At 41.5% G+C, this 13,031-nt stretch carries 13 protein-coding genes; all 13 read right to left on the reverse strand.

Going from position 1 to position 13,031, the window contains the following annotated elements; all coding sequences use genetic code 11:
* Positions 1-31: 31 nt before the first annotated feature.
* The gene (locus tag IX91_RS07620) at positions 32-1,225 is read right to left on the reverse strand and encodes a hypothetical protein (protein ID WP_004744060.1); all 1,194 of its coding nucleotides are present in this window, start codon (positions 1,223-1,225) and stop codon (positions 32-34) included.
* A gap of 2,174 nt (positions 1,226-3,399) precedes the next feature.
* Complete coding sequence (locus tag IX91_RS07635) at positions 3,400-3,930, reverse strand: hypothetical protein (RefSeq protein WP_004748941.1); 531 nt, start codon at positions 3,928-3,930, stop codon at positions 3,400-3,402.
* A 200-nt stretch (positions 3,931-4,130) separates the two neighbouring features.
* Complete coding sequence (locus tag IX91_RS07640; protein ID WP_004748940.1) at positions 4,131-4,523, reverse strand: VOC family protein; 393 nt, start codon at positions 4,521-4,523, stop codon at positions 4,131-4,133.
* Between the two features lie 692 nt (positions 4,524-5,215).
* A complete protein-coding gene (locus IX91_RS07645) occupies positions 5,216-5,698 on the reverse strand; it encodes a superinfection exclusion B family protein (RefSeq protein WP_004748939.1) in 483 nt (160 codons plus the stop codon).
* A gap of 377 nt (positions 5,699-6,075) precedes the next feature.
* Positions 6,076-6,456, reverse strand: a complete 381-nt coding sequence (locus IX91_RS07650) for a hypothetical protein (RefSeq protein ID WP_004748938.1) — start codon at positions 6,454-6,456, stop codon at positions 6,076-6,078.
* Positions 6,457-6,878: 422 nt separating this feature from the next.
* Positions 6,879-7,151, reverse strand: coding sequence for a hypothetical protein (locus IX91_RS07655; RefSeq protein WP_004748935.1), 273 nt, complete (start codon positions 7,149-7,151; stop codon positions 6,879-6,881).
* A gap of 70 nt (positions 7,152-7,221) precedes the next feature.
* Positions 7,222-8,073 (reverse strand): IS3 family transposase, encoded by an 852-nt coding sequence (locus IX91_RS07660; protein WP_004748934.1) that lies wholly within the window; start codon positions 8,071-8,073, stop codon positions 7,222-7,224.
* Positions 8,070-8,378 carry a transposase gene (locus IX91_RS07665; protein ID WP_004748933.1) on the reverse strand — a complete coding sequence of 103 codons (309 nt, stop codon included), beginning with the start codon at positions 8,376-8,378 and terminating at the stop codon, positions 8,070-8,072. The genes IX91_RS07660 and IX91_RS07665 overlap by 4 nt, the downstream gene beginning before the upstream one ends.
* Positions 8,379-8,589: 211 nt before the next feature.
* Positions 8,590-9,192 carry a coiled-coil domain-containing protein gene (locus tag IX91_RS07670; RefSeq protein WP_004748932.1) on the reverse strand — a complete coding sequence of 201 codons (603 nt, stop codon included), beginning with the start codon at positions 9,190-9,192 and terminating at the stop codon, positions 8,590-8,592.
* 160 nt (positions 9,193-9,352) lie between these two features.
* The gene (locus IX91_RS07675; protein WP_004748930.1) at positions 9,353-10,111 is read right to left on the reverse strand and encodes a hypothetical protein; all 759 of its coding nucleotides are present in this window, start codon (positions 10,109-10,111) and stop codon (positions 9,353-9,355) included.
* A gap of 132 nt (positions 10,112-10,243) precedes the next feature.
* Complete coding sequence (locus IX91_RS07680; RefSeq protein WP_004748929.1) at positions 10,244-10,903, reverse strand: hypothetical protein; 660 nt, start codon at positions 10,901-10,903, stop codon at positions 10,244-10,246.
* A 722-nt stretch (positions 10,904-11,625) separates the two neighbouring features.
* Positions 11,626-12,309, reverse strand: coding sequence for an SDR family oxidoreductase (locus IX91_RS07685; protein WP_004748928.1), 684 nt, complete (start codon positions 12,307-12,309; stop codon positions 11,626-11,628).
* Between the two features lie 160 nt (positions 12,310-12,469).
* Positions 12,470-12,970 (reverse strand): SseB family protein, encoded by a 501-nt coding sequence (locus IX91_RS07690; protein ID WP_004748927.1) that lies wholly within the window; start codon positions 12,968-12,970, stop codon positions 12,470-12,472.
* Positions 12,971-13,031: the final 61 nt, after the last annotated feature.

Raw genomic sequence — 13,031 nt, forward strand, 5'->3', positions numbered from 1 at the left:
CACGCGTTGCGAATCACTCTTAAACAGTTTGTTAAATTGCGGTATCCACCGATTTTAAACTCGATGTATCAAAAAATTTCGAGTTGGAATTTTTGAACTCTTTAACTAATGGAGACATATAAAAGTGAGTTCCATCGGAAGCAATTTCACCTTGAGTATTGTTAAACAAAAGAATACTTGTTAAATGTCTTTGTTTGAAAATATTCCTTATTTTATTTTCAATTGATCGATTACCTTCAAAAAAAGAGAATACTTGACTATTCGATATTTCTACAGATATACATGATGCTCTTGTAGATGGGAGTTGCTCTTTTGCTGCTCTTTTACAAACATTTTCAAACTCACGCTGTAATGACCCTTTAACATGAGTGGTGATAATTAAGCAAAACCGCCCACTATTTCCATTTGGGGATGAAGCGATACGACCTACCTCTACGCCATGATTTTTAATCGGTAAGTCTAAATGACTATCTACATCACTTATATTTGCAACGTCATCATAAATCTGGCGATGGACTTTTATTTTACAATCTGATTCTTCACTAGGACTATGTAAAAGCTTTATTATCTCTGTCACAAACTCCTCTTTAGTTGTTTTATTTTTTGGCACTCCCTGCTCAATCTCAATACTGTAGACTGTTACTTGATTATCAATGTTGCACACTAAGCCATGATCTTGACTCAATATTGCTTTATATATATCACTTGCATCCTCACCTGAAACATATAACCCCTTGTCGTATGAAAAAGACTTACATTCCAACTGGATGTGTTCGTTATCGTTTGTTTTTATTAAGAAGTCATATGTGTCCCCACTAATATCATTGTCCTTTATTTCTATCTCATGCCCTTGATTAGTGAGGTAAAAGCACATAAACAGCTCATAATTAATTGCTCGCATATCATTAGGTTGAAAGAAAGCAGATTGAAATCTTTTCAGGATTTGATTTTTATTATCTTTACCTAACGAACTATAGATATATAAAAATGCATTACATGTAGACATTGCTTCTGCAACAATTCCATGCTCATAATTATCTTTCAGCAAATCCCCCCTTGTCTCATATAGGTGCAATCCATAAACAAGTGAATTGTTCATTAGCGTTGGTAATGAAGGAGATTTTCCTCCACTGATTATATTAGAGTATGACTTCACCCATGGTTTATCAGGTAGAACTTTCAACATATTTTCATATATATGCTTGTAATTTTTCTGTTTGGACATCCTATAATTCCTCTAGCAATTTAACGCCCTGCTAAGTGGCTGACAACAGGCCACAATAGGTAAACAAGCCACCTTAAACACCGAGCAAACTTTGAAGTAAATTCGCCGAGCGTTGGCAGTCCGTCTTGAGCAGTTTGTTAAGCGTTGTTTTGTTCCGATGGCCATTTCACGTAAGCAAAGAGCCATATTGCAATTATGTTGGCGATTGGTAATAGCATCACAATTGACCACCACTTTGAAAATCCAGCTTTCTTGAGAATTGGTCCAAAGACTAATAATGGGATCAGTATGATGAAAGACAGGATTATTAATTGCCATATGCTTATGCCACCCATTATTCAGTTTCCTTATTTTTCTTTTCGACGTTCCATTGAGAAAAAACTAAGATCAACGGACAAACAATAAACCCTATAAAAGGAATGAAAATCGTGAAGCTCAAATTTGTATTTAGTCCTGCCCGTTTGTAAATCAAGTAAACCGGGTAAAAAAGCACAATCAAAGTAAACAATGCTTGTAGGAAAAGTTCTTCTATCAAAGGTAACCTCTTTTTACTCTGTATGATTCAAAAATACGCTTAACGCCCTGCTAAGTGGCTAGCAACGCATAACACGATACTTACACTAGCCGCCGTAAACACTGTACCAAAATAGAACCAAAATTGCCGAGCGTTGATAGTCCGCCTTGAGCAGTTTGTTAGCTGCTACGAAGAAGGTTGAGTTGTTCGCCAAAGTGCCTACTTGAAATGCATTATTGGTTTCGAATGACAATTGTACATTGGACAGCTCGCGAACCAAAAAACAACTGATGAAACTTGCTTAGCAAAGAATGCTTTAGGCAAACCTGACAGTCCAGTTCACGAAACCGATTTAGATATGGCGACGTCTCAACACCAGAGAAGCCACACCAAAGAACTCAACAAACGCACCACTCCAGTAAGCTGACTTTGGTTGATTCAACCACTTAACGAACAGTGCCACTGGCCAGATAGTTTGTACCTAAGGACTATCAAGTGCGAAGCTAGAGCACCGTATTCATGAGCACTTAAGCCCTTAGTTTCTTTAAACACTAGCTAACGCCCTGCTAAGTGGCTGACAACATAACACAAAACCTAAACAAGCCACCGTAAACACAGAGCAAACTTTGAAGTAAATTCGCCGAGCGTTGGCAGTCCGTCTTAAGCAGATTGTTAGCTGCTACGAAGAAGGTTGAGTTTTTCACCCAAGTGCCTAACTTGAAATACATTATTGCTTTTAAATGACAATGTAAATTGGACAGCTCACAAGCCAAAACCCAATTGATGAAATAGGCTTGGGAAAGAATGCTTTCGAAGAAGCCCACTACCAAGTGCGCTAAGCAGATTTAGTCGCAGCAACGTTTCAACACCCAAGAAGCCACACCAAAGAACTAAACAAACACACCACTTCAGTAAGCCGACTTTGGTTGATTCAACCACTTTTCGAACAGTGCCACTGGCGAGATAGTTTGTACCTAAGGACTATCAGGCGTGAAGCGAGAGCCCCGTATTCATGAGCACTTAAGCCCTTAGTTCCTTTAAATACCAGCTAACGCCCTGCTAAGTGGCTAGCAACGCAATCCACGATACTTAAACTAGCCGCCGTAAACACTTTACCAAACTAGATCCAAAATTGCCGAGCGTTGATAGTCCGCCTTGAGCAGTTTGTTAGCTGCTTCGAAGAAGGTTAAGTTTTTCACCAAAATGCCAATTTTAGAAAGCATCACTGGTTTCTTGTGCGATGGCCATTGAGCAGTTCTATAACCAAAACACAATTGATAAAACTTGCTTGGCAAAGAATGCGTTCGAAGAAGCCAACTGCCAAGTGCGCAAAGCAGATTTAGTCTCAGCGATGTTTCAACATCCTAGAAACCACAACAAAGAACTAAACAAACACACCATTTCAGTAAGCTGACTTTGGTTGATTTAACCACTTTACGAACAGTGCCACTGGCGAGATAGTTTGTACCTAAGGACTATCAAGTGTGAAGCGAGAGCTCAGTAATCATGAACACTTAAGCCCGTAGTTTCTTTAAACACTAGCTAACGCCCTGTTAAGGGGTGAGCAACGCAATACAAAAGCCGCTGCATACCACCTTAAACACTAAAACCAACGCATAATAAAAATGCCACGAGTTGCGAATCCCTCTTAAACAGATTGTTATGTGTTTTGACACAACTGCCTTGCTTTGTCAGTGCGGTTTATAATGTCAAAGCACTCTTGGTTTGTACAACTCACAACCTTATTTAACTCTCGTTCCGAATATTTATCTGCTAAGTGGCTGAACATTAATATCGAAGTATCATAGTACCGACACAAAGCTTCAATCTCGAACTGTCGAATTTGCACTTCTTTTTCAGCAACACCTTTTTCTAAAACGGCCTGCTCAGCAATAGCAAGTTTTTTGTTCAAATCACGCTCAATATCGCTGATATACGCATTATTTTCATTGAACCTAGATAGCTTCAGCTGCTCTTCACGGTATTTCTCTGGAAAGTTTTTCTGAAGGAAAGAACTCACCTCTGGTTGAGTGCTTTGCCATAAGCCATCAAATTGCCACAAAATTATAAAAGCTATCATTAGTCGAATTGAAAGTTTGAGTACCCAATCGCCAAATCCAGATTTTTGGCTATTCACTTCGTTTTGCTTCGCATTTAGGTCACTTTCATGTGTTTTGTTTGTGTCATCCATACCTAGCTCCTTTTGTTTTCAACTAAGTATAGAATTGATATGAGCTTTTACACATAACGCCGCGTTAAGTGGTGAGCAACGCAGACCACCTTACCTAACCCATTGTGCCGTAAACACTAAAGCTGAATCAAACCGAAAATGCCGAGCGTTGGGAATCCGTCTTAAACGCTTTGTTAGGCTACGCAGCTGATAAGTGCACATCACTTACAACGATACATACCACAGATTTTATGTCCGTCTAGGTCCAAGAAGTAGCACAGATGTTTTTTACCCGTAGAGTTATCACGTAAGCCCGGAGGACCTTCAATGCTAGTAGCACCGTTTGCTATGGCAACTGAATGGAACTCTTTTACTTGTTCTGGTGAGTCGCATGCAAACCCAATAGTTGAACCATTAGCTGCGCTTACTGGTTCACCGTTTATCGGCTCAGTGAGGCAAAATGTTGACCCATTGTGGAAATAGAAAAATCGTTTCTGCCCCGTATCATTCACGTTGTCCACTGACTCTTTGACCCCAATTACAGCTAGTACGGAATCATAGAAACTTTTCGACCTTTCAATATCATCAGTCCCGATCATAATATGACTAAACATCTCAATGTCCTTATTCATGTTTAATAACGGATTACTTGTTGAGGCTCAGTGAATGAAACCTACGTAAAGACTTAGTAGCCTAACGCCCTGCTAAGTGGCTGACAACGCGGCCACCGCACTTAACCAAACCACCGTAAACACTATACCTGACTTGAACCAAAATTGCCCCGCGTTGACAGTCCGTCTTTAGCAGCTTGTTAGGGATGCTTATTACGAGTGCCTTTGCTGATTTGGAATACGGAGGTAGACCTACTAAATACCCATGCTGAGTGCACCGCAATGACCACTGAACTTCGAATCGCGCGCCCTACTAACCTGCGGTGGTTCACTGAACCCTATGTGCACCAAACCTGAAAACACCGATTCGATGAACTATCAGGGACAATGTTGAAATCAAGCACAAGTCTAAAACAGGACGGACTTTAAAACGATGAGCCGCTGAAGCTGATATGTGCCTACCAAACTAAGCTTTCACCTACCGATGTTCGAGCCACACAGACGATTAACTAACGACAAACACAAATCTTGAAGTGGCTAAATGCAGAGCTAACAAACCCACATTCTTTAAAGCAACCTAACGCCCTGTTAAGGGGTGAGCAACGCAATACCGAAGCCGCCGCATACCACCTTAAACACTAAAACCAACGCATAGTGAAAATGCCACGCGTTGCGAATCCCTCTTGAACAGTTTGTTAGTGAGCGGACTCATTTGTTGCACTTAATGCTTTGTCAAACAACGCCATATCTAATACGAAACTTTCAGTCATACCGTCAGACATAACTGAGGTCCAAAGTAGTTCTCTTTGAACCAATGATTCGATGGCAGCACTCGAGAGATCAAGTCGGTTTATTTGCGAAAACGTAAGGGTTGTCCCCCCTGCATCAACAAATGCGGCAACCACTAGTTTTTCATGCTCAGTGAGCCCGTTAAACGTACACTCTAGCGCACGCTCAATTGACTTTTGCTGCGCTCGGTCTTGATTCCATTTGTAAGAACTAGAAGCTGCAATTCGTATGATCGGGAAAGAAATCATTACGCTAAACAATGCAATAACCCAATCATTGAAGAACAGGTATGTTGATAAGCCAATTGCACCGGAAATTGATGTAGCAACCCCTCGACCAAAATCGCTCTCGGAATATATACGCTCAGCCCACTTTTCTAACGTTTCCATTTAAATCTCTAATATCAAATCGATCGAAGCTCACTAACGCCCTGCTAAGTGGCTGACAACGCGACCACCGCACTTAACCATACCACCGTAAACACTATACCCGACTTGAACTAAAATTGCCCCGCGTTGGCAGTCCGTCTTGAGCAGATTGTTAGTTGGCTAGCGCGCACTGAAGTTTCCATTTTCCACAGTAGAATCAGCGAGCGCCCTAAATTAGTAGACTGGACAACTTAAACATCCAAAGCTCCCTTTGCAAAGGCAAGCTAAAAGCTACGATAGTCCATTGCATGCAAGAGTCACTGAAACCAGTAAACCTGATACGCCCGTTCTTCAAACCAGACACAAAACTAGAAAGGCAAGCTAGCCACCAAGCCAATTCAATAACAGAGAAATTTCTGCTTGCCGAAGTACGGAGAACGGATGTAAACGACGCCTACAGAACCCGTACCTAAAACCAAGAAACAAATACCAACTAACGACGTGTTAAGTGGTGAGCAACGCACCACCACACTTGATAAAACCACCTTAATCACTGCACTAGATTTTGCAACCAAAACTGCCGAGCGTTGAGAATCCAGCTTGAACACATTGTTAATAAAGTACTTTCGGCGCGCTCTAGACCCAAACAAACCACTGAACTCAGCACCACAAACCAACCATATTTTTGCTGGCTGCTGACCCACTTTACTTTCCAAAGACCAAGCTGCAGCAAACACGAAGCCTAAGGTTACAAAGGACGAGCCACCCACTGAAGTCACGGACAGTTAATTGCCACAACGATGAAATTTTGGGAGCGAAGATGGTTGTTGGCATATTAGCGCTATCGATGATTTCAAATGGCATTTACGCCAAAGAAACGACGAACTCGAAACGAATTATTAACCTAGAACTGAACGGCTAAACCAACAGCTTATGACCAACTACTTGCCATAAAACACCATTCGTTTACAGCAAGCTTATTAACGCCCTGTTAAGGTGTGAGCAACGCAATACCGATGCTTCCGCATGCCACCTTAAACACTAAACGTAACGCATAGTAAAAATGCCAAGCGTTGCGAATCACTCTTAAACAGTTTGTTATGTGCAAACTTCCACCAAGTGGATGTCCCGCTATATATCAAGACTGGTACCAATACTTTTCTGTTAACTTCAAGCAATTTATACCAGCCAAAAATCATTGTTAAGGTAACGATATATCTTTATCCCAGAACAAAGATTCAACCTCTAAACAACTAATCTGATTCTTTAGAGAACTGACATCTACCCCCCAGCGACGACAAATAACCAACAAACGCCTAATGACATCACCTGAAACTGATGACTTGAAATGAATTTCTAGATTTAGACCAACACCAACTACCTTTTCAAACTCTGGTAATGAGTACAAACAAGCGAAAAATACTTCTTCGTCTTCTTGTCCGTAAAAACTTGGTCCTTGAATGGTTACTATCATTTGTGACTCCACACTCTAACCTATTTTAGACTGGCACTGGTGTACCCCACAAAAAGTAGACAGTACATAACTACATACTCTCGTACTCAACTGGGCTGACATGCCCCAACGCTGAGTGTCTTCTTTTGCGATTGTAAAATACCTCGATGTATTCGAAGATGCCCATTCGGGCTTCTTCGACAGTTTGGTAATCTTCCGCGTATATCAGTTCGACTTTCAGTCGACTGTAGAACGACTCCATCACCGCATTATCCCAACAGTTACCCTGCCGACTCATGCTCGGTACACCTCCATGCTTGCGCATGAAGTCTTGATATTTATATGCTCTGTATTGTACACCACGGTCCGAGTGGATAATGATGCCCTTAGGCGGCTTACGTGACTCAAATGCCATTTTTAGCGCATTGGTGATGAGCTCGACGGTCATCGTTGTACCTAGCGACCAACCCACTATACGCCTTGAATGCAAGTCCATCACTGTCGCCAAGAACAGCCAATGCCTCTTCACCCAGATATACGTGATGTCCGTAACCCACTTCTGATTTGGTATTTCAGACTCAAAGTCTCGGCGCAGTAAATTGTCAGCAACATTCGTCATCGCCGCCACATCCTTGCTGTATTTAAACCCTTTACCATTGCGTGCCCTGATACCTTTTTCCTTCATAATATCAGCCACATAATTCACGCAGCAGGCGTGGCCCGCTTCGTTTAGTTCTTCGGCTATTCGCACAGACCCGTAACGTGCCCGATATTGGGCAAAGGTACACATCACTAACTGCTCAAAGCGCTTTCGCCGCTTTGAACGTTCACTCGGCGTATGATGACACCACTTGTAGTAACCGCCTCGACTCACTTCTAACGCTCGGCACATTAAGCTAATGGAATACTCGCCTACGTAGCTTTCTATGAACTCGTACTTCACTTTTGCTGCTTCGCGAAGTACGCCGAGACCTTCTTTAGGAATTCCATTTCATCTTTGAGTCGCTTGTTCTCGCGCCTAAGCGCTCGGAGTTCTTCGGACTCTTTCTTCGAATAGTCGACACCATCTAAGGTGTTAAACTGTTTATCCGATAGGCGTGTGAACTGACGCTTCCAGTTCCGGATTTGCTGGGCACTGATGCCTAGCTCCTTGGCAACGGAAACTGCTGTTCGGCCAGGAAGACTGGCCAAGCGAACGGCTTCTTTACGGAACTCTTCGGTGTACGCTGGATTACGATGTTTAGCCATAAATCACCTCTCAATTAGACCCTAGGTCTAACTTAGTAAAGTGTCTACTAAACGTGGGGTACTCGGAAACATAACGCCGCGTTAAGTGGTGAGCAACGCATACCACTGCACTTAAAGTATTGTGCCGTAAACACTTAAATTGAAGCAAACCAAAAGTGCCGAGCGTTGGGAATCCGTCTTAAACGCTTTGTTATATGCAACTTCACTTTCACTATGTAGTAGCTAACTTTTCTAGTTCTTTTCGAATTTCAGCCAAGTCAGATTGTAGTTTTCTAGTACTAAGATCGGTCTCTTCTAAATACTTTCTAATATTTTTAGACCTAGCAATTAACTGTTTTCTATATTCAGGTGTTACGGTTTTATTTCCTATACCATTACCGAGTTCTTCCATTTCTTTGGAGCACTCATTGAGTTGTCCCACAAGTGTATTTTGCCCATCTATTTCTACTTCTAGAATTGCACTTATACAACTAATCTGTGCCTGTAACAGGCTAATTCTTTGGTTTTTTTCTTCAAGAGCATTTGCTTTCTTTTGAAGCTCGTTTGCAAATTTCTGTTCATGCGCTTGCTCTTGATGAGACTTTGCTGATTGTAACAATGCCTTTTTAGTTTCTTTCAACTCATCTTTTTGAGTTTGATAAGTTTTTGCTAGATAGATCAGTGCAAGCAATGCAATAACTGGATTTAAGACCCCTCCTAAGTAATCACCAAATGCTCCCCAAACGCCCTGATCTGTAGAAAAAGCACCGAAGCCAAATTGATACAAGTACAACCCTAAGACACCAACTGCCAAGCCTATTACTGCATATATCATGAATTCTAAATTTACCTCTTATTTGAGAGCTCGAACTTGCATATAACGCCCTGTTAAGGTGTGAGCAACGCAATACCGAAGCTCCCGCATACCACCTTAAACACTAAAACCAACGCATAGTAAAAATGCCACGCGTTGCGAATCACTCTTAAACAGTTTGTTAGCCGTCATTTTCCACGCACTCTTGCTCTGAGTTTATGTGGTGAGAAAATGCTAATAACAAACTGTTGAACATTTCTTCGATACCAACGTCTTCAAGGTTGGTTGTTGGTTTAACCTTACTTTTAACTATTTTTCTAACTTTTATGTAGTGGACCACTCCACAAGCCCGAGATACAACCGTTAGCTCCTCGTCTAACAAAGCTAAAACCTCCCTTAGCCCATTATCGTGAGCTTCTGTTACTTGCTTTTGGAGGAAAGCACTGATGCTTTGATCGGTTGTGAACAAGTCCGTACTTTGCAGTTGTTCTAAATACGACTTCTGGAGCATTACCATTTTAGTTGCAACGTCTTTACCTCGGAGTTGGAAAGCAAGAATAGGTTTGTCTTTAGCAAGCTCGTTAATCGTATTCGAATAGCCAGAAATAAATTCTTGCGATAACTCTGGAGTAATCTGCTCAATAAGTTGTGAAAAATACCCCAGCATCAATTCCTGATTCTGTCGTGGAATAACTACACCTGCAATTCTCTTTTTATCAAAGTATTTCCGACATTCGTTGAGGTATTGTTCATATAATTCTGAGGGCGACATAGCTGACGCTAACACGTGTGCACGAAACTCTAATAAATAGAACAATACCTGACGCGTCGTTCGTAGCTTTTCAGCTCGCACTTTGGCGTAATACCCGAAACCGCTAAAGACTGCACTTAATGTGACTCCAGCGATCCCTATAAGGGCTGCGATAACTTGAACTTCCAATTTTCCTCCATGACGGCTAACGCCCAATTAAGTTGTGAGCAACGCTGCTACCTTACTAAAACACTGCGCCGTAATCACCAAACAAGTTGAAACCGAAAGTGCCGAGCGTTGCGAATCAGCTTGAATTGCTTGTTATGTGTGTAGCTCTTTGCTCATGGTTCTAGCTTTAACTTGAATAGCTAGTACGGCATTGTTTATGTCGGTTAGAATATCAGTGTATTCTTCCATATGTACCTCGCTTACCTGCGGATTTGAAATCCCTTTTTGACGATTAGCCCCAATATCGGATAAACCTTCAGCCAACCAGCTTTTATACTTAGCGATGGATTTCCTCAGTTCGTTGTGCTCGTCATCCAAGCCTGGAAAGTATAGATTTTGAATTAACTGTGCCTTATTCCAAACCTGATCATCATATTCATGCGATTGATTAAAAAAACGGACTTCCACTTCTTTATGAAACGAATCCGTCAACCCCATAACTAGAAGCATATATTGTTCAAGTTTAGACCTGCGAATTTGGGATATTTCCTTCTTGTTCCAAGACTGGAACTCTAAGTCAGTTCTTATTTTTTCTGTAACGCTAGCAGTGAGTTCAGTTTGGACTTTAATCGTGTTCAAACTTGACTCAATTGCAGAAAACTTGGCTTTCTCAGAGTATAAAGTTTTAAAAAACGCCACTAGAGAAGCTAGTATCAATGCTAACAAAATCACGACTACATAGTATTCGAGTTCAGACCAAACAGTTTGGTCTATTAAAGCTTGCGCTAGTTTATTAACAGTATCTTCGTTCATTATTTACCTCGAACACATAACGCCCAATTAACGTGTGAGCAGCGCAGCCACTGAACTAAACCACTGCGCTGTAAACACGAAACTCAACCCGAAGTGAGAGCGCCAAGCGTTGCGAATCACTGTTGAATTGTTTGTTATGTTTTACCACAAGTTACTGACTTAATTGAGAAAGAACTGCGATTTCCGACTAATTTTCTGAACTAAACCACAAGGTAAGAACCGACTTGGCCACCAAAGACGACCAACCAAAAACGAATAATTCCACTTCCCTACCCAATGAGGCAACCCGACCAAGAAACAACGAGCTCACTATCTTTCCAACCAAAGCGCAAAACAATGCTGAATTGCCGAGGCAACTGCCAAGCCGAAATGCTAATTGACTAAGAACCTAGAAGCGACTTTGAACCAGTTAAACTAGAAGCCAACCGCCACGACCTGACAATGAAGCAACCCGCGGACATTGGCATGTTTTACGGGCTGAGAGATTCAAGAATTTAGACCGACAATGCGGATTTGCTGAGTCTACTAGGGACGAATTGCCAGAGGGACAAAGAACTAGAGCCCAAGACCTTTAAGCCTTTGAAATACAAGTAAACATAACGCCCAATTAAGTTGTGAGCAACGCTGCCACCTTACCTAAACACTGCACCGTAATCACCAAACCAATTGAAACCGAAAGCGCCGAGCGTTGCGAATCAGCTTGAATTGTTTGTTATACGAATTTACCAGACGTGCTCCATACCCTGCCATGTTAAGAACTTACCACTTTGCTCTAGGGTCAGGTTACGAGCAAGTTTAACAATACCTGACGCACTTTCTTCAACAGTAATGTCAGCATCTTTGCCCCCCATATCCGTTTTAACCCAGCCCGGATGAATTGGGCAAACGACAATTCCTTTTGGCTTCAATTCTAACGCCAACACTTGCATAACTTTGTTAACCGCTGCTTTTGAGCTTCGATACGCATACATGCCATAGCTTTCTCGGTTTAATGCACCCATTTGACTTGAAATCGTGATAATACGAGGGTTAGCAGTGGTTTCTAGAAGCCCTAAGAGAGCTCGGCTAACCATAAGAGGGGCTATTGAGTTTACGGCAAAGGTGTTGAGCCACTCTTTCGAGTTGATGGCCTCCATTGATTGTTCATCTGATCCAATAACACCTGCATTATTAATAAGTATGTCTAGTTGAACATTTGATAGCTTAGAAGCCAAATTAAGTATTGAGATTTCGTCAGTGACCTCTAGTTCATACAATGTCAATGAACGATTAACGAGCAGGCTTTTTAATTGCGTTGAAGGCTCACCACGATAAGTCGAGATGACTTTGTAACCTAAAGCTAAAAACTGGCGAGTTAACTCAAGTCCAATTCCCCTTGAAGCACCAGTAATTAAGACTGTTTCCATTTGCTGAATTTCCTTATTCGTATAACGCCCTGCTAAGTGGCTGACAACGCGACCACCGCACTTAACCAAACCACCGTAAACACTACACCCGACTTGAACCAAAATTGCCCCGCGTTGACAGTCCGTCTTAAGCAGTTTGTTAGCTATAATGCGCAATTTTTTATTTGGACATGTATTCTAGAGTTTCTCTATTTAACTCTATCGATGTGGATATAGGGTCAACCAATATTGCTTCATAGTCATTAGATCGTAACACTAACTCCCAAACATTCTTCCCTTTAACAACTACCCCAGTTACAGGGAAGTCAAAAAACTGCTTTAACTCATTCCAGTTGCTAAAAATAGGTAACAATGACTTCCCAGACTCATCTTCAATTGAAAGCAAATCCCATTCCGAATCGACATCCTTGAACACGTACCCTTGTGAATCTGGCTCCGTTATTTGACGACTTGGATTTGAAGCAATCAGATATGACGCGTTTGTAAGACTTTCCATCAATTTCTCTCTAGTAGCGTCATTGCTATTATCCTTAAACGCTTGAACTGCAGCAGTAAGCGAAGAATTGTCTAATGCTATGTTGTACTTTTCTACTTCAGAAGCTGATACCCATATTGGTGTACCCAACAAAAGAAACCAGCTAATTAATTTGAAACATTTCACCTTAAACTCCTTGATATAGCTAACGCCCAATTAACGTGTGAGCAGCGCAAACACTGAACTT

Source organism: Vibrio tubiashii ATCC 19109 (genome assembly GCF_000772105.1).
Taxonomy (GTDB): Bacteria; Pseudomonadota; Gammaproteobacteria; order Enterobacterales; family Vibrionaceae; genus Vibrio; species Vibrio tubiashii.